The 22,894-nt window shown below is 67.1% G+C and carries 22 protein-coding genes; 15 read left to right on the top strand and 7 right to left on the bottom strand.

Translation table 11 applies throughout. The features are described 5' to 3' along the window. Positions 1-71 precede the first annotated feature (71 nt). Genes hisC through AC11WY_RS11140 form a run of 3 tightly spaced genes read left to right on the top strand, consistent with a single transcriptional unit; the run spans position 72 to position 3,069 of the window. The gene (gene hisC, locus AC11WY_RS11150) at positions 72-1,160 is read left to right on the top strand and encodes a histidinol-phosphate transaminase (RefSeq protein ID WP_482925401.1); all 1,089 of its coding nucleotides are present in this window, start codon (positions 72-74) and stop codon (positions 1,158-1,160) included. Continuing rightward, a complete protein-coding gene (locus AC11WY_RS11145; RefSeq protein ID WP_482925399.1) occupies positions 1,157-2,077 on the top strand; it encodes a prephenate/arogenate dehydrogenase family protein in 921 nt (306 codons plus the stop codon). The genes hisC and AC11WY_RS11145 overlap by 4 nt, the downstream gene beginning before the upstream one ends. Continuing rightward, the gene (locus AC11WY_RS11140; protein ID WP_482925397.1) at positions 2,077-3,069 is read left to right on the top strand and encodes an extensin-like domain-containing protein; all 993 of its coding nucleotides are present in this window, start codon (positions 2,077-2,079) and stop codon (positions 3,067-3,069) included. The genes AC11WY_RS11145 and AC11WY_RS11140 overlap by 1 nt, the downstream gene beginning before the upstream one ends. A gap of 12 nt (positions 3,070-3,081) precedes the next feature. Here the strand turns inward: AC11WY_RS11140 and AC11WY_RS11135 are convergent, their stop codons facing one another. Then, positions 3,082-4,074 (bottom strand): DUF2125 domain-containing protein, encoded by a 993-nt coding sequence (locus AC11WY_RS11135; protein WP_482925395.1) that lies wholly within the window; start codon positions 4,072-4,074, stop codon positions 3,082-3,084. Between the two features lie 63 nt (positions 4,075-4,137). On the opposite strand from AC11WY_RS11135, the gene AC11WY_RS11130 reads away from it, so the two are divergent. The 3 genes from AC11WY_RS11130 (at position 4,138) to AC11WY_RS11120 (ending at position 7,882) form a co-directional block, all read left to right on the top strand. Continuing rightward, positions 4,138-4,689, top strand: coding sequence for a gamma-glutamylcyclotransferase (locus AC11WY_RS11130; RefSeq protein WP_482925393.1), 552 nt, complete (start codon positions 4,138-4,140; stop codon positions 4,687-4,689). An 85-nt stretch (positions 4,690-4,774) separates the two neighbouring features. Continuing rightward, on the top strand, positions 4,775-6,094 hold the full coding sequence (locus AC11WY_RS11125; RefSeq protein ID WP_482925391.1) for a biopolymer transporter ExbB: 1,320 nt from the start codon (positions 4,775-4,777) through the stop codon (positions 6,092-6,094). Between the two features lie 3 nt (positions 6,095-6,097). Then, positions 6,098-7,882 carry a peptidoglycan -binding protein gene (locus AC11WY_RS11120; protein ID WP_482925389.1) on the top strand — a complete coding sequence of 595 codons (1,785 nt, stop codon included), beginning with the start codon at positions 6,098-6,100 and terminating at the stop codon, positions 7,880-7,882. Between the two features lie 303 nt (positions 7,883-8,185). On the opposite strand, the gene clpA is transcribed toward AC11WY_RS11120, so the two are convergent. Further along, the gene (gene clpA, locus AC11WY_RS11115; protein WP_482925387.1) at positions 8,186-10,504 is read right to left on the bottom strand and encodes an ATP-dependent Clp protease ATP-binding subunit ClpA; all 2,319 of its coding nucleotides are present in this window, start codon (positions 10,502-10,504) and stop codon (positions 8,186-8,188) included. A 188-nt stretch (positions 10,505-10,692) separates the two neighbouring features. After that, a complete protein-coding gene (gloB, locus tag AC11WY_RS11110; RefSeq protein WP_482925385.1) occupies positions 10,693-11,454 on the bottom strand; it encodes a hydroxyacylglutathione hydrolase in 762 nt (253 codons plus the stop codon). Positions 11,455-11,530: 76 nt separating this feature from the next. On the opposite strand from gloB, the gene AC11WY_RS11105 reads away from it, so the two are divergent. The 7 genes from AC11WY_RS11105 to AC11WY_RS11075 all read left to right on the top strand — a co-directional run bounded on the left by AC11WY_RS11105 (position 11,531) and on the right by AC11WY_RS11075 (position 17,873). Beyond that, on the top strand, positions 11,531-12,274 hold the full coding sequence (locus tag AC11WY_RS11105) for a class I SAM-dependent methyltransferase (RefSeq protein ID WP_482925383.1): 744 nt from the start codon (positions 11,531-11,533) through the stop codon (positions 12,272-12,274). A 287-nt stretch (positions 12,275-12,561) separates the two neighbouring features. After that, the gene (locus tag AC11WY_RS11100; RefSeq protein WP_482925381.1) at positions 12,562-13,122 is read left to right on the top strand and encodes a F0F1 ATP synthase subunit delta; all 561 of its coding nucleotides are present in this window, start codon (positions 12,562-12,564) and stop codon (positions 13,120-13,122) included. Continuing rightward, the gene (atpA, locus tag AC11WY_RS11095; protein WP_482925379.1) at positions 13,123-14,661 is read left to right on the top strand and encodes a F0F1 ATP synthase subunit alpha; all 1,539 of its coding nucleotides are present in this window, start codon (positions 13,123-13,125) and stop codon (positions 14,659-14,661) included. 24 nt (positions 14,662-14,685) lie between these two features. After that, positions 14,686-15,555, top strand: a complete 870-nt coding sequence (locus AC11WY_RS11090) for a F0F1 ATP synthase subunit gamma (protein ID WP_482925377.1) — start codon at positions 14,686-14,688, stop codon at positions 15,553-15,555. 18 nt (positions 15,556-15,573) lie between these two features. Continuing rightward, positions 15,574-17,004 carry a F0F1 ATP synthase subunit beta gene (gene atpD, locus AC11WY_RS11085; protein ID WP_482925375.1) on the top strand — a complete coding sequence of 477 codons (1,431 nt, stop codon included), beginning with the start codon at positions 15,574-15,576 and terminating at the stop codon, positions 17,002-17,004. Between the two features lie 10 nt (positions 17,005-17,014). Beyond that, positions 17,015-17,413, top strand: coding sequence for a F0F1 ATP synthase subunit epsilon (locus AC11WY_RS11080; protein ID WP_482925373.1), 399 nt, complete (start codon positions 17,015-17,017; stop codon positions 17,411-17,413). 109 nt (positions 17,414-17,522) lie between these two features. After that, positions 17,523-17,873, top strand: coding sequence for an H-type lectin domain-containing protein (locus AC11WY_RS11075; RefSeq protein ID WP_482925371.1), 351 nt, complete (start codon positions 17,523-17,525; stop codon positions 17,871-17,873). A 7-nt stretch (positions 17,874-17,880) separates the two neighbouring features. On the opposite strand, the gene AC11WY_RS11070 is transcribed toward AC11WY_RS11075, so the two are convergent. Further along, a complete protein-coding gene (locus AC11WY_RS11070) occupies positions 17,881-18,900 on the bottom strand; it encodes a ribose-phosphate pyrophosphokinase (RefSeq protein WP_482925369.1) in 1,020 nt (339 codons plus the stop codon). Positions 18,901-19,002: 102 nt separating this feature from the next. Here AC11WY_RS11070 and AC11WY_RS11065 point away from each other — a divergent pair, with 102 nt between their 5' ends. Together AC11WY_RS11065 and AC11WY_RS11060 are read left to right on the top strand one after the other, a co-directional pair. Beyond that, a complete protein-coding gene (locus AC11WY_RS11065) occupies positions 19,003-19,614 on the top strand; it encodes a DsbA family protein (protein ID WP_482925367.1) in 612 nt (203 codons plus the stop codon). Further along, positions 19,611-20,381: an alpha/beta fold hydrolase gene (locus AC11WY_RS11060; protein ID WP_482925365.1), complete on the top strand. Its 771-nt coding sequence runs from the start codon at positions 19,611-19,613 to the stop codon at positions 20,379-20,381. The genes AC11WY_RS11065 and AC11WY_RS11060 overlap by 4 nt, the downstream gene beginning before the upstream one ends. Here the strand turns inward: AC11WY_RS11060 and AC11WY_RS11055 are convergent. Genes AC11WY_RS11055 through AC11WY_RS11045 form a run of 3 tightly spaced genes read right to left on the bottom strand, consistent with a single transcriptional unit; the run spans position 20,368 to position 22,866 of the window. Then, positions 20,368-21,420: a threonine aldolase family protein gene (locus AC11WY_RS11055; protein WP_482925363.1), complete on the bottom strand. Its 1,053-nt coding sequence runs from the start codon at positions 21,418-21,420 to the stop codon at positions 20,368-20,370. The two genes, AC11WY_RS11060 and AC11WY_RS11055, sit on opposite strands and share 14 nt — an antisense overlap. Next, positions 21,420-21,887 carry a YcgN family cysteine cluster protein gene (locus AC11WY_RS11050; protein ID WP_482925361.1) on the bottom strand — a complete coding sequence of 156 codons (468 nt, stop codon included), beginning with the start codon at positions 21,885-21,887 and terminating at the stop codon, positions 21,420-21,422. Before AC11WY_RS11050 ends, AC11WY_RS11055 begins: the two co-directional genes overlap by 1 nt. 40 nt (positions 21,888-21,927) lie before the next feature. Next, complete coding sequence (locus AC11WY_RS11045) at positions 21,928-22,866, bottom strand: bifunctional riboflavin kinase/FAD synthetase (protein ID WP_482925359.1); 939 nt, start codon at positions 22,864-22,866, stop codon at positions 21,928-21,930. Positions 22,867-22,894: the final 28 nt, after the last annotated feature.

Here is a 22,894-nt window from a genome sequence, read left to right as displayed (position 1 = left end):
GCGCGCCGAAATGCCACTGGCCTTGCGCGACGCCCGCGTTTATTCAGGCCCGGACGCCCTGGAGGTCTGGTATGAGTGACGCAATCCGCCCGCAGCCCGGCATTCTTGACATCGCGCTCTACGAGGGCGGGCAGAGCCATGTCGCCGGGGTGGCGAATTCGCTGAAGCTGTCGTCGAACGAAAATCCGTTCGGGCCGTCGGACCGGGCGAAAGAGGTGTTCCTGCGCTCGGTGCACCAGTTGCACCGCTATCCCTCGACCGACCACGCCGTCCTGCGGCGCGCGATCGGCGAGGTGCACGGGCTTGACCCGGCGCGGATCATCTGCGGGGTCGGCAGCGACGAGATCATCACCTTCCTCTGTCAGGCCTATGCCGGTTCGGGCGACGAGGTGCTGCACACGGAACACGGGTTCCTGATGTACAAGATTTCGGCGATGGCGGTCGGCGCCACGCCGGTGCAGGTGCCCGAACGCGAGCGCACGACCGACGTTGACGCGCTGCTGGCGGCCTGCACCGAGCGCACGAAGCTGGTGTTCCTGGCCAACCCGAACAATCCGACCGGCACGATGATCGGTGCGGGCGAGTTGGCGCGGCTGGCGGCAGGGATGCCGCCGCAGGCCATCCTGGTGCTGGATGGCGCCTATGCCGAATATGTTCCGGGCTACGACAGCGGCGCGGCGCTGGTCGAGGCGCGCGACAATGTCGTGATGACGCGGACGTTCTCGAAGATCTACGGCCTTGGCGGGTTGCGGATCGGCTGGGGCTACGGCCCCGCCGCGATCATCGACGTGCTGAACCGCGTTCGCGGCCCGTTCAACCTGTCCACCACCCAGCTTGAGACGGCCGAGGCGGCGGTGCACGATCAGGACCATGTCGCGAAATGCCGGGCCGAGAATGCGCGGATGCGGCGCTGGCTGGCCGAGGCGCTGGCCGAACTGGGCGTGCCGTCGGATACCTCGACCGCCAACTTCATCCTTGCCCGTTTCGCCGATACCGCCGAGGCCGAGGCCTGCGACGAATTCCTCAGGGCCCGCGGGCTGATCGTGCGGCGCGTGGCAAGCTACGGCTTGCCGCATTGCCTGCGCATTACCGTTGGCGACGAGGCCGCCTGTCGCCGGGTCGCTCATGCCATCGGGCAGTTCAAGGGGCCCAAGGAATGACGGTGACCTATGACAAGGTGGCGCTGATCGGGCTGGGCCTGATCGCGTCGTCGATTGCCCATGCGATCCGGGCGGGCGGGTTGGCGCGAACGATCTCGGGCCATGCCCGGACGGCGCAGACGCGCGCCGTGGCGCTGGAGATCGGGCTGTGCGACACAGTGCACGACACCGCCGCCGAGGCGGTGAGGGATGCCGACCTTGTGGTTCTGGCGGTGCCGGTGGGGGCGATGGGGGCGGTGGCGGCCGAGATCGCGCCGTATCTGAAGCCGGGCGCGACGGTGACCGATGTCGGTTCGGTCAAGCAGGCGGTGATCGACGCGGTGGCGCCGCACCTGCCGCCGGGGGTTCACTTCATCCCCGGCCACCCGATCGCGGGGACCGAATATTCCGGCCCGCGTTCCGGATTTGCCACGCTGTTCCAGAACCGCTGGTGGCTGCTGACGCCCCTGGCGCAGGCCGACATGGGGGCTGTGGCCAAGCTGCGCGCCCTGCTGCAAGAGATGGGCGCCAACGTCGACGAGATGGACGCCGCCCACCACGATCTGGTGCTGGCCGTCACCAGCCACACGCCGCACCTGATCGCCTACACGATGGTGGGCGTCGCCGACGACCTGGGCCGCGTCACCGACAGCGAGGTGATCAAGTATTCCGCCGCCGGGTTTCGCGACTTCACCCGCATCGCGGCCAGCGATCCGACGATGTGGCGCGACGTGTTCCTGAACAACAAGGACGCCACGCTGGAGATCCTCGGCCGCTTCACCGAGGAACTGTTCGCGCTGCAACGCGCCATCCGGATCGGCGACGGCGAGCATCTTTTCGCCTACTTCACCCGCACCCGCGCGATTCGGCGTAGCATCATCGAGGCCGGGCAGGATACGTCTGCTCCTGATTTCGGGCGTTCGAAGGTCATCCCCTGATGCGGAAACTCCTGCTTGCGGCCCTTGCTCTGGGTGCTGCATCCGGCACGGTCGAGGCGCAGGCCCCGGCGGTGTCGCTGCTGCCGCGGCCCAACCCGGCCTTTCTTGCCGATCTGACATTGGACGGCACGCCGGTGATCCTGGCTAGTCTGCCGATGCTTCACCCCGAGACCGGGCCGATCGACGACACCGTGCTGGTGCTGCCGCAGCGGGGCCGACTGGCGTCGATCCGGCCGCGCCTGCGCCCGGCCGAGGAGGCCGCGCTGGGCAAGGCCACACTGACGCCCGCGGTGTCGCCGCGGCCGATGGCGCGGCCCGCTGCGCCTGCCCTTGTCGCGCAAGCGCCCGCTGCCCAGCCGCAGGCGACGCCGATCCCGGGGGCCGAAGCGTCGGCCGCGCAGCCCACGCTGTTGCAGCGCGTCATGTTCCGCGCACCCTTGGGGCCGGGCCTCACGGAAGGCGCCAGGGGCGCGCTGTGCGGCGATCCGGGCATCACCGGCGAAAGCATCGCGCCGGTGGTCAGCCGGGTCCGGGGCTGCGGCATTTCCGAGGCGGTGAAGGTGACGGCGGTTGCAGGCGTGCGGCTGTCAACGCCCGCCACCATCGACTGCGCCACCGCTGTCGCGCTGAAGAAATGGGTGGTGTCGGGGCTGAAACCCGCCGTCGGCAACGAGGGTGGCGGCGTCGCGTCGCTGGACGTCTTCGGCAGCTACGAATGCCGACCGGTCGATGGCATCCGGGGCGCCAAGTTGAGCCTGCATGCGCTGGGCAAGGCGATCGACATCGGCGGCTATACGCTGGCCAATGGCAAGACCGTGCTGGTGGCCAGCGACTGGCGCAAGCCCGGCGAGGACACGCGCGAGATGAAGGTGGCCTATCACGCGGCCTGCGGCATCTTCGGCACCACGCTGGGGCCGGATGGCGACCGTTTTCACCAGACCCACATGCATTTCGATACTGCGCAGTACAATTACGGCGCCTACTGCCACTAAGGCCGGGGCGCCTCAGCGCAGGCGGGGCGCGGCGCCTACCGGCAGCGGCCCGAGGCTCATCCAGCCCTTCTGGAACTCCAGCGGCAACTCGACCACATCGGGATCGGGCGAACCCTTGGCAAGCTCCGCCAGCATGTTCTGCACCGTCGGTGCCAGCTCCGGCCGAACGAGGCCAAGCGTCACGGCGACCGCCACCATCCCCTTCCAGTTCTTCGCGCGGATCGTGATGCGGCCCTCGGGCACGCCCTCGGCATCCACGGTGACCTTGCCGGTGGCCGACAGCAGCATCTGCCCCCAGGTGATGTGGCCGTCCCGCAGGGTCAGGTCGGTCAGGTGCGGCGGGTGGGTGGTGCTATGGCGGTCGATGGCCGTGTCGAACCCGGCCTCGGCGTCCAGATAAGCCTGATCGAGCGTGTCGGGCAGGGCACCCGTCGGGTCCAGCATCGCCTTCAGCATCGGGTTGGGGGTGATGTGGTCGGCCTCCGCCCCGATCTGTTGCGCGAGGAGTCGGCCGGGAACCCGACGGGTCGCCAGTCGCATCGTCGCCGCCGTCACCTGCCAGCCGGTCGAAGCGGTGAGGCCGGGCTGGTCGGCCACGGCGACGATTTCGTCCAGCGTGAAGGCGAGGCCGGGCACCACGCGCAAGCTCGCCTCCATCCGGTCGGAGGTGACCGAGAAGGTGCCGACCGGGGTCGCAAGTTCCTGCCGGTGGGGCAGGGCGGCGATGAAGTGATAGGGGTTGTAGCTGAGCGCCAGAAGCTGCGCGAAGGGCGCCCGCCAGGTGATGCCCGCGGCGGGATCGCCCAGGGCCACATCGTTCACCGTCAGGTCAAGACGGCTCGGAAAGCCCGCAACGTCAAGGCTGGAATACTCGGCCGTAAAGCCCGCGGCGCGGCGGTCGGCGAAGAAGGCGACGGCGGCACGGTGTTCGGCACTGGAGGCCGCGAACCACCAGCCGCCCCAAAGCACGAAGAGACCCAGCATCAGGCCCACCATTATCCGCATCATGGCCCCTTTCGCCGCAGCACCCCCGCTGTTTACAAGGGGCGCGAACGGAGGACCAGACACATGCAGGCGACGCCGCTTTGGGTATTCGGCTACGGATCGCTGATCTGGCATCCGGGCTTTCCGGTCGCCGAGCAGCAGATCGCGCGGCTGCACGGATGGCACCGGTCGTTCTGCATGCTCTCGATCCACCATCGCGGCACCATCGACGCGCCGGGGCTGGTGCTGGCGCTGGATGCGCGGGCGGGGGCGGTCTGTGACGGCGTCGCCTTCCGCGTGACGCCGGGCGCCGAGGATGAAACGATCGCCGCGCTGCGCGAGCGCGAACTGATCTCGTCGGCGTATCTCGAAACGCGGCAGCCGGTCATGCTGCGCGATGGCACATCGGTGGAGGCGGTGACCTTCGTCATCGACCCCGATCACGCGCAATACTGCGGCGGCCTGACGCTGGAGGCGCAGGCGCGGATGATTGCCCCGGCCGTGGGCGGGCGCGGGTCGAACAGCGAGTATCTTTTCAACACCGCCGCGCATATCGCCGAACTGGGCATCGCCGATGCCGACCTGGACTGGCTCGCCACGCGGGTGCGCCACCTGAGGGCAAACGCGCAACGCTAGGGCCGCGTTGACGGATTGCCGGTTGGCAGCCGTCGCGGTGCCGCCTATTGTCGAGCGGAACCTTCAGGGGGCCAGACCGGCCCGGATGGAAACGCCCTTGCGCGAGGCTGAAACGAACTTCTCCCGGCCCGTCCGCCAGATCACGACGATGGTCGTTGTGCTGGTGATGGTGGCCTTTGGCGCCTACTTCGCCTGGAGCAGCTTTGACGTGATCTTCCGCGCGAACCCCGGGCTGAACTCGGTCATCATTCTGGTCTTCGTGATCGGGGTCGTCGCCTGCTTCTGGCAACTCGCCCAGATCCTCGCCTCGGTCGGCTGGATCGACGATTTCGCCAATCGTGTGCCGGGGCATGAGGGCGTGCGGGCGCCGCAGTTGCTGGCGCCGCTGGCCTCGCTTCTGCGGTCACGCGGGGCGCGGTCGCAGATCAGCGGATCGGCCTCGACCTCGATCCTCGATTCCGTCGCGACGCGCATCGACGAAGAGCGCGACGTGACCCGCTATCTGACCAACCTGCTGATTTTCCTTGGCCTTCTTGGCACCTTCTGGGGGCTGGCCACGACGGTTCCCGCCGTGGTCGAAACCATCCGCTCGCTGGCGCCCAAGGAGGGCGAGACGGCGACGCAGGTGTTTGAAAAGCTGATGGGCGGCTTGCAGTCGCAGCTTGGCGGCATGGGGATGGCGTTTTCGTCCTCGCTGCTGGGCCTGTTCGGATCACTGGTGCTGGGGCTGCTGGAACTGTTCGCCAGCCACGGCCAGAACCGGTTCTACCGCGAGTTGGAGGAATGGCTGTCGAGCATCACGCGCATCGGCTTTGCCAGCGCGGATGGCGAAAGCGGGTTCGATCAGGGTGTGGTGGTCGGCGTGCTGGACCACATGGCCGAGCAGATCGAGTCCATCCAGCTTCTGTTCACCCAGTCCGAAGCGGGCCGGGTTTCGGTCGAGCAGCGGCTGGGCGCGTTGATCGAGGCGGTCGGCCGCGTGACGGTGCGGCTGGAGGGCGTGGCGGGCACCGGCACCGCGCTGTCGCGGCTGGCCGAGGCGCAGGACCGCAGCGCCATCGCGCAGGATCGCATGATCGAGACGATGGAACGCGCGATCTTCCGGCAGGACCGGGTGGCCGAGGCGCTGGACCGCACCGCCGAGGCGCAGGACCGCGCGGCAAAGGTGCAGGAACGCGCGCTGACGGCCCAGCACGGGCGCGAGGATGCAGGCGGGGCCGAACATGTCGACGCCGAAAGCCGGATGCGGCTGCGGTCCATCGACGTGCAACTGCTGCGAATCCTTGAGGAAATCTCGGCCGGGCGGCAGGAAAGCATGACCGACCTGCGCGGCGATCTGGCGGCGCTGACGGCGGCGATCCGGCAGTTGTCGCGCGGCACCGTGCCGCCGATCGGACGGGGCTAGGGCATGGGCCTGTCCCGCCGCGGCAGCCGCAGCGACGCGCCGATCTGGCCCGGCTTTGTCGACGCGATGAGCTCGCTGCTGCTGGTGCTGATGTTCGTGGTGACGATCTTCCTGATCGTGCAGTTCGTTCTGCGCACCACCATCACGACGCAAAACACCGAACTGGATGCGCTGAGCCAGCAGGTGCAAAGCCTTGCCGACGCGCTGGGGCTGGCGCGCACCGATGCGGCCAAGCTGAAGGACCAGGTCGGCCAGCTGACCGGTCAACTGGACAGCGCGAAGGCGAAAGCCGACCAGCAAAGCGCGTTGATCGCGACGCTGAACACCCAGCTTTCCGCGCGCGAAGGCGATCTTTCCGCCGCTCAGGCCAGGATCACCAGCTTCGAGCAGCAGGTGGCCAGCCTGCTGGCTGACCGCGACGCTGCGAAGGGGCAGATGGCGCAGTTGGGCCAGCAGGTCAGCGACCTGACGACCGCGCGCGACACGTTGCAGACCGAGCAAGACGCGCTGCAACTGGCCGTGGCCAAGGCGCGCAGCGAGATCGACGCGCAAGCCGAGGCGGCGCGGCTGGCCGCGGCACGGCGCGCGGCGCTGGACGCGCTGATCGCCGATCTGCACACCAGGGTCAGCGACAGCCAGACCGCGCTGGCCGATGTGCTGAAGGCGCTGGACGCGAACAAGGCGGCGACTGCCGATCTGGGTCAGCAGGTGACGGCGCTGCAATCCAATCTGAGCGAGGCCGAGAAGGCGCGGCTGGCCGAACAGGCCGCCGCCGTGGCGCTGAAGCAACAACTGGCGGGGGCGCAGGCGGAGCTGAGCGATCAGGAAAAGCAGCGGCTGGCCGACGCCGCCGCGGCCGAGGCGCTGCGCCAGAAGCTGAAGGACTCGCAGGACGAATTGACCGCGATGACGCTGGCGCTGGAAGAACAGCGCAAGCGGGCCGAGGATACGCTGACCCTGCTGGCCGCGGCGCAGAACGCCAAGGCGGTGGCCGAGGCTGCCAGCCAGAGCCAGATCACCGAGGCGCAGAAGAACGCGGCCCTGCTGGCGGTGGCGCAGCAGACGCTGACCGACGAGCAGAAGAAATCGGCCGATAGTGCGCGGCAGGTCGCGCTGTTGAACCAGCAGATCGCGGCGATGCGCGCGCAATTGGCAAACCTGCAGGGCGTTCTGGATTCCTCGGCCGCGAAGGACAGCGAAAATTCGGTGCAGATTCAATCGCTTGGAAGCCAGCTCAATCAGGCGCTGGCGCAACTGGCCGATGAACAGCGCCGCCGCGCCGATCTGGAAGAGGCCGAGCGCAAGCGCCTGGAAGCGCAGAACAAGCAGCTTGCGGGCTACCGGTCGGAGTTTTTCGGCAAGGTCAGTCAGGTGCTGGCGGGGCGCGACGGGGTGAAGGTGGTGGGCGACCGCTTCGTATTCTCGTCCGAGGTGCTGTTCGAGCCGGGTTCGGCGGACCTTTCGGACGCGGGCAAGCAGCAGATCGCCAAGGTCGCGTCGATCCTGCAGGATGTTGCGGCGCAGATGCCGACCGACATCAACTGGATCCTGCAGGTGAACGGGTTCACCGACTCGACCCCGTTGAGCGGCACAGGGCAGTTCAAGGACAACTGGGAACTGAGCCAGGCGCGGGCGCTGTCGGTGGTGCGCTTCATGGTCAGCCAGGGCTTCCCGGCCTCGCGCCTGGCCGCCACCGGGTTTGGCGAGTTCCAGCCGGTGGCGACCGGCGATACCCCCGAGGCACGGGCGCAGAACCGGCGGATCGAGCTGAAGCTGACCGAGAAGTGACGGCCGGGCCGATTCGAGGTTAAGCCATTGTCAACGCAGCGAAATCGGGGCACCGAAACCACACCGATTTTGCACCGATTCCGCACCGACGTTGGCACCGTTTTCCAACGGCTGGGAGCGAATTTTCGGCGAAAATTCGAGAGGGGGCTGTCTGCCCCCTGGGCGCTTTCGCGCCTCACCCCGGAGGATACTTGGGCCAAGGCGAATGAGGGCAGGGGAGGCGGCGCCGGGCTGCGCTGGCGGACAAATGAAAGCCCCCGCGGGCCGGCGCGCGCGGGGGCTGTCGGGTCTGGTTCGGCCGAGCTACTCGGCGGTCAGCAGCGGCGGTTTCTGGCCGGTCAGGCGCGGGCGGGCGGGTTCCTCGATCTGGATGTCGATGGCATCGTCCTTGACACCGACGCGGACCAGGCCGCCCTTCATCAGCTTGCCGAACAGCAGTTCCTCGGCCAACGGCTTCTTGATGTGTTCCTGGATCACCCGACCCAGCGGGCGGGCGCCCATCTTGTCATCATAGCCCTTGTCGCCCAGCCAGGCCGCCGCTTCGGGCGTCAGCTCGATGTGGACGTGGCGGTCGATCAGTTGCGCCTCAAGCTGAAGCACGAACTTCTCGACCACTTGCAGGATCACCTCGCGCGGCAGCGGCGCGAAGTTGATCACCGCGTCCAGACGGTTGCGGAACTCGGGCGTGAAGGTGCGTTCCACCGCCGCCGTATCCTCGCCGGTGCGGCGTTCGCGGCCGAAGCCGATGGCGGATTTCGCCATTTCCATCGCGCCGGCGTTGGAGGTCATGATCAGGATCACGTTGCGGAAATCAACCGTCCGGCCGTTGTGGTCGGTCAGTTTGCCGTGGTCCATCACCTGCAGCAGGATGTTGTAGACATCGGGGTGGGCCTTTTCCATTTCATCGAGCAGCAGCACGCAATGCGGGTGCTGATCGACGCCATCGGTGAGCATCCCGCCCTGATCGAAGCCGACATAGCCCGGAGGCGCGCCGATGAGACGCGACACCGAGTGTTTCTCCATGAACTCCGACATGTCGAAGCGCAGCAGTTCCACCCCGAGCGAGGAGGCGAGCTGTTTCGCCACCTCGGTCTTGCCGACGCCGGTCGGGCCCGCGAAGAGGTAGTTGCCGATCGGTTTTTCCGGCTCGCGCAGACCGGCGCGAGCGAGTTTGATCGCCGACGACAGCGCCTCGATCGCCTTGTCCTGGCCGAAGACCACACGCTTGAGACCCTTTTCGAGGTCACGCAGCACTTCGGCATCGTCTTTCGAGACGCTCTTGGGCGGAATGCGGGCGATCTTGGCCACCACGGCCTCGATCTCCTTCGCGCCGATGGTCTTGCGGCGTTTGGACTCGGTCAACAGGTGCTGGGCCGCGCCCGCTTCGTCGATCACGTCGATCGCCTTGTCGGGCAGCTTGCGGTCATGGATGTAGCGCGCGGCCAGTTCGACCGCGGCCTTGATCGCGTCCTGCGTGTAGCGGATGTCGTGATGCTCTTCGAAGTAGGGCTTCAGGCCCATCAGGATCTTGATCGAATCCTCGACCGAGGGTTCGTTCACGTCGATCTTCTGGAACCGGCGGGCCAGCGCGCGGTCCTTTTCGAAGTGCTGGCGGAACTCCTTGTAGGTGGTCGAACCCATGCAGCGCAACTTGCCGCCCTGAAGCGCGGGCTTCAGCAGGTTGGAGGCGTCCATCGCGCCGCCGGAGGTCGCACCGGCACCAATGACGGTGTGAATCTCGTCGATGAACAGGATCGCGTCAGGGTGATCCTCCATTTCCTTGACCACGGCTTTCAGGCGTTCCTCGAAGTCGCCGCGGTAGCGGGTGCCGGCCAGCAGCGCGCCCATGTCGAGCGAGAAGATGGTGGCATGGGCCAGAATCTCGGGCGTTTCGCCCTTGACGATCTTCCAGGCAAGGCCTTCCGCGATGGCGGTCTTGCCGACGCCCGGATCGCCGACCAGCAGCGGGTTGTTCTTGCGGCGGCGGCAGAGCACCTGGATGCAGCGTTCCACCTCGGCCTCGCGGCCGATGAGGGGATCGACGTCACCCTTGCGGGCCTTGGTGTTGAGGTCGACGCAGTACTTCGACAACGCCGACTCCTTTGCTTCGCCCGCTTCGGCCTTGGGGGTTTCCTGATGCTCGGTCGCGCCGGTGACGGGCCGCGTTTCGCCGAACGACGGGTCTTTCGCCACGCCATGCGCGATGAAGTTGACGGCGTCGTAGCGGGTCATGTCCTGCTCCTGCAGGAAATAGGCCGCGTTCGACTCGCGTTCCGCGAAGATCGCCACCAGCACGTTGGCGCCGGTCACTTCGGTGCGGCCCGAGGACTGCACATGGATCGCCGCGCGCTGGATCACGCGCTGGAAGGCCGCGGTGGGCACGGCTTCGGACCCTTCGACATCGGTGACAAGGGTCGAGAGGTCGTCGTCGATGAAATCGACGAGGGTGCGGCGCAGGGTGTCAAGATCGACACTGCAGGCGCGCATCACCTTGGCCGCTTCGGGTTCGTCGATCAGCGCCAGCAGGAGGTGTTCCAGCGTGGCGAGTTCGTGGCGGCGGGCATTGGCAAGCGCCAGGGCGCCGTGGATGGCTTGCTCGAGGGTGTTCGAAAAAGACGGCACTTTGTGTGCTCCTATCCTGCGGGTCGGAAGGGGGTTGAGCGCCCGTTCCCACCCTGGCCTCATACGTTTAAAGTTCGGTGTTATTCGCCCCGCTTCAAGGGTTTTTTCTGTGGGGGCGCCGAATAATCACCGTTCGATGAAAATGTGATCGGAAACCCCCAGTTCAAGCGCCTTGCGGTTCGGGGCGGTCAGAACGCGTCCTTGCGCCGCCGGATTTCGGCGAAACTTTCAGCATCGCTTGCGCCGGTCATGCCGACCGCGGCCTTCACGTCGGGCCGCGCTGCGCGCAGGAACGGATTGGTCGCCAGTTCTTCGGAAAGCAGGCTGGGCACGGTCGGCTCGCCCTTCGCTCTGGACGCGGCCACCCGGTTGCATCGAGAGATAAGCGCCGCGTTGCCGGGTTCAATGGTCAGGGCGAATTTCGCGTTGCCCGTCGTGTATTCGTGGCCCGAGTAGACCCGCGTTTCCGGCGGCAGGGCGGCGAGGCGTTGCAGGCTGGCCCACATCATCGGGGCGGGGCCCTCGAAGATGCGCCCGCAGCCAAGCGCCATCAGGCTGTCGGCGGTGAAGACGACGCCCGCGTCGGGGAAGTGATAGGCCAGGTGGCCGAGCGTGTGGCCCGGCACCGCCAGCGCGACGGCAAGGGCGGCGCCGGTGCCGACCGTGTCGCCATCGGCGAGCGCGCGGTCGAGCCTGGGCAGTTTGTCCGCTTCGGCCTTTGGCCCGATGACGGTGCAGCCGTATCTCGCGCGAAGTTCCTCGACCCCGCCGACATGGTCGTGGTGGTGATGGGTGATCAGGATGGAGTCCAGTTTCCAGCCCCGGCTTTCGAGCGCGGCGATGATCGGGCCGGCTTCGGGTGCGTCGATCAGGCAAGTCCCGTCGGGGCCGTTCACGAGATAGGCGTAATTGTCCTTCAGGCAGGGGACGGTGACGATTTCAAGCGGCATGGCGTTTCCGATCGGCTTGGGTATGCTACCGGATGACTGTCGCCCGGGCGGGCACATGCGGACAAGGGTGAAGTGAATGCACCTCGACGTGCTGGACCTGCGCAACTTCTACTACCGGACCGGCCTTGGCCGGGCCGCGCAGAAGGCCGTGCGCGATCAGCTTGTCACGCTTTGGCCCGAGGCCAAGGGGCAGACGGTGGTGGGCTTCGGTTTCGCGGTGCCGTTGCTGCGGCCCTATCTGGCCGATGCGCGCCGGGTGATCGGGCTGATGCCCGCGCCGCAGGGGGTGATGCCCTGGCCTGCGGGGATGCCGAACACCAGCGTGCTGACCGAGGAAACCCAGTGGCCGATTCCGACCGGCATGGTTGACAAGCTGGTGCTGCTGCACGGGCTGGAAACCTCGGACCATCCGGCGGCGCTGCTGGATGAATGCTGGCGGGTGCTGGGCCCCGGCGGGCGGGTGATTTTCATCGTGCCGTCGCGGACCGGCCTGTGGGCGCGGCGCGATGTCACGCCGTTCGGGCACGGCCACCCCTATTCGCTGGGCCAACTGGAGGCGCAGTTGCGCAAGCACGCCTTTACCCCGGAACGCACCGCCTCGGCGCTGTATGCGCCGCCATCGCGCAAGCGGTTCTGGCTGCGCACCGCGCCCTATTGGGAACGCGCCGGGCGCTATGCGCCCTGGCTGGCGGGTGGCGTGCTGATGGTCGAGGCGTCCAAGCAGGTTCACGCCCCGCTGCGCCCCGGCATCAGGGATGTGGTGCGGCTGCCGCTGAAGGTGCTGGAAGGGCTGCCGGGGCCAGGGGTCGAACCGGCGTGAGTCAGGGCTGATTCAGGCCCGATCGCGCGGGGCGGATGCGCAGCGCGGTGGATTCTTTCGCCGATCCAACTGCGCAAAGGGTCGCAGTTTTGTGACGATCTCCCAACCCATTGATATCGCTTGCACAGAGCCTCACCAGATCGTGAGCAAGACGGTTGCGAGGGGGGAAGTCCTCTGCTAAACCCACGCCGGATTTCAAAGGGTGCGTGCACGATGCGCGCGTCATGGGTGGCCTCTGTCCGACGCGGAAACGCGCGAAACGGGCCCCGAACAGCGGAAGGGTGGACGTGTCCGAACCAGCTTCGATCTCTTCCGGCATCGCCGCACGCTACGCCACGGCCGTTTTCGAACTGGCCCGCGAAGACAAGGTGCTGCCGACGCTTGAACAGGATGTGGAGGCGCTGGGCGCCGCCCTCGCCGAAAGCGCCGATCTGCGCACCGTGATCAGTTCGCCGATCTTCTCGCGCGAGGAACAGTCGGGTGCGGTCGCGGCACTGGCGGCGAAGATGGGGCTTTCGGCCCTTGTCGCGCATACGCTCGGGCTGATGGCCGCCAAGCGCCGCCTGTTCGTGCTGCCGCAGCTTGTGGCGCAGCTTCAGGCAAGGATCGCCGACGAAAAGGGCGAGGTGACGGCCGAAGTGACCGCCGCCAGTGCCCTGACGAAAACGCAGGCCGACAAGCTGTCCGCCGCCCTCAAGGCGCGGATCGGCAAGGACGTCAAACTGAAAACCGCCGTCGATGCCACGCTGATCGGCGGCCTCGTGGTCAAGGTCGGCTCGAAGATGATCGACACGTCGATCCGCTCGAAGCTCGACGCCCTCCAGAATGCAATGAAAGAGGTCGGATAAATGGGTATCCAAGCTGCTGAGATCTCCGCGATCCTCAAAGAGCAGATCAAGAACTTCGGCCAGGAGGCTGAAGTTGCCGAGGTCGGTCGCGTGTTGTCGGTTGGTGACGGGATTGCCCGCGTCTATGGCCTCGACAATGTGCAGGCCGGCGAGATGGTCGAGTTTCCGGGCGGCATCCGCGGCATGGCGCTGAACCTCGAGGTTGACAACGTCGGCATCGTGATCTTCGGCGAAGACCGCACCATCAAGGAAGGCGACACCGTCAAGCGCACCAAGTCGATCGTGGACGTGCCGGTGGGCGACGCCCTGCTGGGCCGCGTGGTCGATGGTCTGGGCAACCCGATCGACGGCAAGGGCCCGCTGGGCACCACCGAGCGTCGGGTGGCCGACGTGAAGGCGCCGGGCATCATCCCGCGCAAGGGTGTGCATGAGCCGATGGCGACCGGCCTGAAGTCGGTCGACGCGATGATCCCGATCGGCCGTGGCCAGCGCGAGCTGATCATCGGCGACCGCCAGACCGGCAAGACCGCCATCGCGCTCGACACCATCCTGAACCAGAAAAGCTACAACGAAGCGGCGGGCGACGACGAGAGCAAGAAGCTTTACTGCGTCTACGTTGCGATCGGGCAGAAACGCTCGACCGTGGCGCAGCTGGTGAAGAAGCTCGAAGAGACCGGTGCCATCGCCTACACGATCATCGTGGCCGCGACTGCGTCGGACCCGGCGCCGATGCAGTTCCTGGCGCCCTACTCGGCCACCGCGATCGCGGAGTTCTTCCGCGACAACGGCCGCCATGCGCTGATCATCTATGATGACCTGTCCAAGCAGGCCGTTGCCTACCGCCAGATGTCGCTGCTGCTGCGCCGTCCGCCGGGGCGTGAAGCCTATCCGGGCGACGTGTTCTACCTGCACTCCCGCCTGCTGGAACGCTCGGCCAAGCTGAACGAGGATTTCGGCTCGGGCTCGCTGACGGCGCTGCCGATCATCGAAACGCAGGGCGGCGACGTGTCGGCCTTCATTCCGACGAACGTGATCTCGATCACCGACGGCCAGATCTTCCTGGAAACCGAACTGTTCTACCAGGGCGTCCGCCCGGCCGTGAACACCGGTCTGTCGGTGTCGCGCGTCGGTTCGTCAGCCCAGACCTCGGCGATGAAGTCGGTCGCGGGTCCGGTGAAGCTGGAACTGGCGCAGTACCGCGAAATGGCGGCCTTCGCCCAGTTCGGTTCCGACCTCGACGCCTCGACGCAGAAACTGCTGAACCGCGGTGCGCGGCTGACCGAGTTGATGAAGCAGGCGCAGTATTCGCCGCTGACCAACGCCGAGATTGTCTGCGTGATCTTCGCGGGCACCAAGGGGTATCTGGACTCGGTGCCGGTGAAACAGGTCGCCCGCTACGAGGCGGAACTGCTCAAACACCTGCGCACCAACCACAAGGCGCTGCTGACCGACATCACCGTGAACGACCGCAAGGTGGCGGGCGATCTCGAAAAGTCGATCCGCGCCGCACTGGACGAGTTCGCCAAAGACTTCGCCTGAGCGATGGGCACGGGAGAGACCTAGATGCCGAGCCTCAAGGACTTGAAGAACCGGATCGGAAGCGTGAAGAACACGCGGAAGATCACCAAGGCGATGCAGATGGTCGCCGCGGCGAAACTGCGCCGCGCACAGGATGCCGCCGTTGCCGCCCGGCCCTATGCCGAGCGGATGATCGCGGTGATGGCGGGGCTGGCGGCGTCGGTCGGCAGTTCGGCCAGCGCGCCGCGTCTGCTGGCGGGCACCGGCGCCGACAAGGTGCATCTGCTGGTCGTCATGACGTCGGAGCGGGGCCTTTGCGGCGGCTTCAACTCGACCATCGTGCGGCTGGCGCGCGCCCATGCGATGTCGCTGCTCAGCCGCGGCAAGACGGTGAAGATCCTCACCGTCGGCAAGAAGGGGCGCGAACAACTGCGCCGCGACTATGGCCAGTACATGATCGGCCATGTCGACATGGCCGACGTCAAGCGAGTGGGCTACGTCAACGCGCAGGGCATCGCCAAGGACATCCTGTCGCGGTTCGACGGCGGCGAGTTCGACGTGGCGACGATCTTCTTCAACCGCTTCCAGTCGGTGATCAGCCAGATTCCGACCGCGCAGCAGATCATCCCGGCCAAGTTCGAGGGCGAAGCGAAGGCGTCGAGCCTCTACGACTACGAGCCGTCGGAAGAGGGCATCCTTGCCGACCTGTTGCCGCGCGGCGTGGCGACGCAGCTTTTCACCGCGCTGCTGGAAAACGGCGCCTCGGAACAGGGCGCGCGGATGAGCGCGATGGACAACGCGACGCGGAACGCGGGGGACATGATCGACCGTCTGACGATCGTCTACAACCGCTCGCGCCAAGCCGCGATCACCAAAGAGCTTATCGAAATCATTTCGGGCGCCGAGGCGCTCTGACGAACCGGAGATAACGACATGGCACAAGAGAAAGCCGTCGGTAAGATCACCCAGGTGATCGGCGCCGTTGTGGACGTTCAGTTCGGGGACGAGCTTCCCGCGATTCTGAACGCCCTCGAAACCCTGAACAACGGCAAGCGTCTGGTGCTCGAAGTGGCGCAGCACCTTGGCGAAAACACCGTGCGCGCCATCGCCATGGACGCGACCGAGGGTCTGGTGCGCGGCGAGCCGGTGACCGATACCGGCAGCCCGATCATGGTGCCCGTCGGCGATGCGACGCTGGGGCGCATCCTGAACGTCATCGGCGAGCCGGTGGACGAAAAGGGTCCGGTCAACGCGACCGAATACCGCTCGATCCACCGTCCGGCGCCGACCTTCGCGGAACAATCGACAAGCTCGGAAATCCTCGTCACCGGGATCAAGGTGATCGACCTGCTGGCGCCCTATTCCAAGGGCGGCAAGATCGGCCTGTTCGGCGGCGCCGGGGTGGGCAAGACGGTTCTGATCATGGAACTGATCAACAACATCGCCAAGGTGCACTCGGGCTACTCGGTGTTTGCCGGGGTGGGCGAGCGGACGCGGGAAGGCAACGACCTTTACCACGAGATGATGGAATCGGGGGTCATCAAGGTCGATAACCTGACCGAGTCGAAAGTGGCCCTTGTCTACGGCCAGATGAACGAACCGCCGGGAGCGCGGATGCGCGTCGCGCTGTCGGGCCTGACGCTGGCCGAGCAGTTCCGCGACCAGTCGGGCACCGACGTGCTGTTCTTCGTCGACAACATCTTCCGCTTCACCCAGGCCGGTTCGGAAGTGTCGGCGCTGTTGGGCCGCATCCCCTCCGCCGTGGGCTACCAGCCGACGCTGGCGACCGACATGGGCGCGCTGCAGGAACGCATCACCTCGACCAAGGCGGGGTCGATCACCTCGGTGCAGGCGATCTATGTGCCGGCTGACGACCTGACCGACCCGGCGCCCGCGACCTCGTTCGCGCACCTTGACGCCACCACCAACCTCAGCCGCGCGATCTCGGAACTGGGCATCTACCCGGCCGTGGACCCACTCGACTCGACCTCGCGCCTGATGGACCCGCTGGTGGTGGGGCAGGAGCACTATGACGTGGCGCGGTCGGTGCAGAGCATCCTGCAACGCTACAAGTCGTTGCAGGACATCATCGCCATCCTCGGGATGGACGAGTTGTCGGAAGAGGACAAGCTGACCGTGGCCCGCGCCCGGAAGATTCAGCGGTTCCTGAGCCAGCCGTTCGACGTGGCGAAAATCTTCACCGGCGCCGACGGCAAGCAGGTTCCGCTGGAAGAAACCATCAAGTCGTTCAAGGCGGTGGTGGCCGGTGAATACGACCATCTGCCGGAAGCCGCGTTCTACATGGTTGGCGGGATCGAGGAAGTGATCGCGAAAGCCGAGCGCCTGGCCGCGGCTGCGGCCTGAGGAGGCTAACATGGCCAACACGATGCAGTTCGACCTTGTCACACCGGAACGGAAGCTGGCTTCCTTTGCGGCCACCGAGGTGCAGATTCCGGGCGCCGACGGCGACCTGACGGCGATGGAGGGCCATGCGCCGCTGATCACCTCGCTGCGTCCGGGCGTGCTGCGCGCGACCGGGACGGACGGGCTCAAATCCTTCGTGGTCTCGGGCGGGTTCGCCGAGATCACGGCGGATGGCGTCGCCGTTCTGGCCGAGCGGGCGGTTCCGATCGAGGAAGCCACCGGCACGATCATCGACTCCATGCTGGACGAGGCGCGCAGCCTTGCGGCCACGGCCCTGCCCGAGGACCGCGACGCGGCGCTGAAGCTTGTCCACGACATCGAGATGCTGCGTGGAACCGTGGCGGTCTGATCGGTGCTGACGCGCGTGTGGACTGGCCCCGGAGTCCGGGGCCTTTTCCATGTTGATACCCCACTTTTGCCGGTATTGTGGTCCAGGCTGGAGCATTGAAGGGGAAGGCATGATCCGTCTGCGCGGCCAGAATATCGGAATCGACCAGGGCTCGCTGCTCCTGTTCTCGGATTTTGCCGATGGCGGGGTGATGTGGTCGGGCACCGGGCCGCGCGAATGCCGCCTGCCGGTGCACTTTGCCCAGCCCTTCCGCAGCGAACCTGCGGTGCTGGTCGGCATCTCGATGTGGGATCTGGACCAGAAGACCAACCAGCGCGCCGACATCAAGGCCGAGGACATCACGCCCGCAGGCTTCCGGATCGTGTTCCGGACCTGGGGCGACACCCGCGTGGCGCGCATCCGCGCCGACTGGACCGCTTTTGGCGAGCTGCCGGACGAGGACGACTGGCAGCTTTACTGACGCCGCTTCAGGGCCGCGAATACATGCCTTCGTAGATCGGCACCAGCGTATCCACCTCGAACAGCGACGACACCGAGGTGCCGTTCCAGATGTTCAGGATCGCCTGCGCGAACATCGGGGCGGTCGGCACGATGCGGATGTTGGCGGCTTTCTTCACCGCTTCGGTCGGCTCGATCGAATCGGTGATGACAAGGCTTTTCAGATTGGAGACGCTGACCCGGTCCACCGCCGGGCCCGACAGGACGCCGTGGGTGATGTAGGCGTGAACCTCTTTCGCGCCGCTTTCCAGCAGCACGTCGGCCGCCTTCACCAGCGTGCCGCCGGTGTCGACCATGTCGTCGACGATGATGCAGGTCTGGCCGGTCACGTCGCCGATCACCGTCATTTCCGCCACCTCGCCCGGCTTCACCCGGCGCTTGTCGACGATGGCGAGGTTGCAGCCGATGCGCTGCGCCAGATCGCGGGCGCGTGCCACGCCGCCGACGTCGGGCGAGACCACGGTGACGCCCTGCAACTGACCCTTGAAGTGATGTTCGATATCCAGCGCGAACACCGGGGCGGCATAGAGGTTGTCCACCGGAATGTCGAAGAAGCCCTGAATCTGCGCGGCGTGCAGATCCAGCGTCAGCACCCGTTCGATCCCCGCCTGGGTGATCAGGTTCGCCACCAGCTTGGCGCTGATCGGAGTGCGCGCCTTGGTGCGGCGGTCCTGCCTTGCGTAACCGAAGTAGGGGATCACGGCGGTGATGCGCGCCGCCGAAGACCGGCGTAGCGCGTCGGTCATGATCAGAAGCTCCATCAGGTTGTCGTTGGCCGGGTTCGAGGTCGACTGGATGATGAACATATCCTCGCCGCGGACGTTCTCGAACACCTCGACGAAAATCTCCTGATCGTTGAAGCGTTCCACCCGCGCCTCGACCAGCCCGACCGACATGCCCCGGTGCATCGACATTCGCCGCGCGATGGCCTGCGCCAACGGGCGGTTGGCGTTGCCGGAAATCAGCTTCGGTTCGCTCATGGCGGCCATGTCTTGGTCCTTGGACGGGATCAGATGAGGGATTCGGATCGTTGACACCGCTTACCACCCGGCTACGGTCTTGCAAACCGCAGCACGGGAGGATCAGCACGAATGGCCCATATCGATTACTTTTTCTCGACCGTGTCGCCCTATACCTACCTTGCCGGGACGCGGCTTGAGGAGATCGCCACGCGACATGGCGCCAGCATCGCCTACAAGCCGGTGGATATTCTGGCGCTGTTCCTGCGCACCGGCGGGCAGGCGCTGAAGGACCGTCACGACAGCCGCAAGGAATACCGCCTTCAGGAACTGCGGCGGCAGGCAGCCAAGGCGGGGATGCCGATCAACCTCGCCCCGGCGTTCTTTCCGGTGAACTCGGCGCCCTCGTCCTATGCCATCATCGCGGCGCAGGCTGCCGTTCAGGCGGGCGGCAGCGGCGATCTGGGCGCGCTGGTGCATGGTTTCACCCGCGCCTGCTGGGCCGAAGAGCGTGACATCGCCGACGACGAGGTGATCCGCGATGTGCTGGCCCATGCCGGGTTCAACCCGAAGCTGGCCGACAGCGGGCTGCTGCTGGGCGCCGAGACCTATGTGCGCAACCTTGAAGAGGCGGTGAACCGGGGTGCCTTTGGCGCGCCGTTCTACATCACCGACGGGGATGAGCGGTTCTGGGGCCAGGACCGGCTCGACGATCTCGACCTGCACCTGTCGGGCAAGCTGTGAGCCTGCGGCACTACGGCCACGGCGCCCGCCCGGCGCTGGCGCTGCACTGCTCGCTGGCGCATGCCGGGGAATGGGCGGGCCTGGGCGCGGCGCTGGCCGACCTGCTGACGCTGACGGCGATCGACCTGCCCGGCCACGGCACCGCGCCCGACTGGGTGCCCGGCACCGACATCATGGCCGAGGCTGAACGGATGGCGCTGGCGGCGCTGCCGCCCGGCACGGTGGACGTGATCGGCCATTCCTTCGGCGCGGTCGTCGCACTTCGGCTGGCGCTGAACCACCCCGACCGGGTGCGCCGCCTCGTGCTGATCGAGCCGACGCTGTTCGCCGCCGCCGGCCCGCGGGCCATCGCGCAGCATCTCGCCGACCTTGGCCCCGTCGATGCCGCACGGGGGGCGGGCGCGCCGATCGCGGCCGCGCGTCTGTTCACCGCGCTCTGGGGCACCGGGGCGCCGTGGGAGGCGTTGCCGCAACGCCAGCGCGATTACATCACCGACCGGATCGGGCTGATCGAGGCCGCCTCGCCGGGCCTGATCGGCGATACAGGCGGGCTGCTGGCCCCCGGTCGGCTGGAGGCGCTGCGGGTGCCGGTGCTGATCCTCGACGGCGGCGCCTCGCCCGCGATCGTGGCCGCCATCGCGGATGCGCTGGCGCGGCGGCTGCCGATGGCGGAACGGGTCACGGTGCCGGATGCCATGCACATGCTGCCGGTGACGCATGTCGCGCAGGTGGCGGCGGCGGTGGGCGGCTTTCTCAGCCGCGGATGAGGGCGAGAAAGCGATCCACGTCGGCCTCGGTCGTGCACCAGCTTGTCACGAAGCGCGCCAGTTGCGGCGTGTCGTCGGGGCCGTCCATGCTGCTGTCGGGCGACATGATGTAATAGGCGGCACCCTCGGCCCGCGCGCGTCGGTGCGCGGCGCGGGGCAGGGTGGCGAACATCAGGTTCGCCGCCGGGGGATGCACCAGCACACAGCCCGGCGTCGCCGCAAGGCCTTCGGCCAGGTGCTGGCCCGCGCTGTTGGCCCGGTCGGCAAGGCGCAGCCAGAGGTCGCCCTCCAGATAGGCCTGCATCTGCGCCGACAGGTAGCGGTGCTTGGAAAAGAGGTGCCCCGCCCGCTTGCGGCGCAACTCGAACTCCCACGCCTTGGCGGGGTCGAAGATCACCACCGCCTCGACCCCCATCAGCCCGTTCTTGGTGCCGCCGAACGACAGCACGTCGATGCCCGCCTGCCACGTCATCTCGGCCGCCGTCGCGCCGGTGGCGACCAGCGCATTGGCAAAGCGCGCGCCGTCCATGTGGCAGGGCAGGCCAAAGGACTTCGCCACCGCGGTCAGTGCCGCCACCTCGGCGGGGGTGTAGGCGGTGCCCCTTTCGGTGATGTTGGTCAGGCTGACCATGCCGCGCTGCACGTTGTGCACACCACCTAGGGCGGTGCCCGCGATGCAGGCCGCCAGCCCCTCGGGCGTGATCTTGCCGTCGGCGCCATCGACCAGCGTCAGCTTGGCGCCCGCCGTGTAGAACTCGGGCGCGCCGCATTCGTCCTCGGCGATATGGGCGGCGCGGTGGCAGAAGACGGTCGCCCAGGGCGGGCAGTAAAGTGCCAGCGCCAGCGAATTGGCGGTGGTGCCGGTGGCGACGAGGTAAACCGCCGCCTCGGGTGCCGCGAAGATCTCGCGGATGCGGGCGCGGACCCCGGCCATGATCGCATCATTGCCATAGGGCATCGCGTAGCCCTCGTTGGCGCGGGCAAGGGCGGCCAGCACCTCGGGCGGCACGGGGGCCGCGTTGTCGGAGACAAAGAACATCAGATTTCCCCCTCGACGATATAGTCTTCCCAGTCTTCTTCCGGCACCTCGAATTCGGGCACCGTCCAGCCGCGCACCGACATGCCCGCCGCGTGCACGCTTTCGGGGTCGCCCGAGATCAGCGGGTGCCAGTCGAATAGCGGCTTGCCCTCGTGCAGCAGCTTGTAGGCGCAGGTGACGGGCAGCCAGTAGGCGACCTTGGCGATGGTCTTCGGGGTCAGCACCACGCATTCGGGCACGAATTGCTTGCGAATCTCGTACTGCGCGCAGCGGCAGCTTTCGCCGTCCAGCAGGCGGCAGGCGACGCGGGTGAAGGCGATCTCGCCGGTCTCCTCGTCTTCCAGCTTGTTCAGGCAGCACTTGCCGCAGCCGTCGCACAGCGCCTCCCACTCGCGCGGGTTGAGGCTGGTCAGCGGGCGCTCCCAGAACTTCGGGCGCAGCGGGTCGCGGGATTTCGGGTCTTTCATGCGCGCGACTCTGGCCGAGGGCCTTGGGAAAGGAAAGGGGTCAGACCGCGGCGAGGATCTCGCGGGCGCGGGTGCAGTCATCCTCCATCTGCGCGATCAGGTCGGGCAGGCCGGTGAACGTCAGTTCCGGGCGCAGGAAGTCGACCAGCGCGACCGAGAGGTCGGCGCCGTAAAGGTCGCCCGCGAAGTCGAACAGGAAGGTTTCGAGGTTGGGCGTGTTCGCGCCGAACATCGGCCGCACGCCAAGGCTGGCGGCGCCATCATAGGTGCCGACGTAAGGGCCCGTCAGCACGTCAACCTTGACCGCGTAGACCCCGAAGCGGGGCGGATGCAGCCCGGAAATATCCATGTTCGCCGTGGGATAGCCCAGATCGCGGCCACGCTTTTCGCCGTGAAGCACGGGCCCCTCGATGCGGTGCCAGTGGCCCAGCATCCGGGCGGCATCGCGCGGGCGGCCACCGGTCAAGGCCGCGCGGATCGCGGTGGACGAGATTTCGGCGCCCGCGTCGGCGATGAGGTCGGCGACGGTGACGCCAAAGCCCAGGTCGGCCCCGAAGGCGGCAAGGTCGGGGGCGGAACCGGCGCGGCCCTTGCCGAAGCAGAAATCGGCGCCGATGACGACATGGGCGACGCCAAGGCCGCGGGCCAGTACATCCTGCGCGAAGGCGCGGGGCGTCATCGCGGCCAGATCGGCGTCAAATCCGATCTGGTAAAGCCTTTCCACGCCAAGCTTTTGCAGCCGGTGGGCGCGTGCTTCGGCGTTCATCAGGCGGAACGGCGGGGTCTCGGGGGCGAAGAACTGGCGCGGGTGCGGCTCGAACGTGACGATGCCAAGCGGCGCGCCGATCCGGTGGGCGCGGTCGCGGGCAAGGTCGATCACGGCCTGATGGCCGCGGTGCACACCGTCGAAGTTGCCCATCGCGACCGAGGCGCCACGCTCGGCGCCGTCAAGGCCGGTCCATCTGGTCAGAACGCGCATCGTCCCCCCGGGCAGGCTGTCCGCGCGG

This window comes from Solirhodobacter sp., assembly GCF_964715405.1.
The sequence above is the reverse complement of the archived record's forward strand: the minus strand, read 5'-3'. Positions and strand labels throughout refer to the sequence as shown.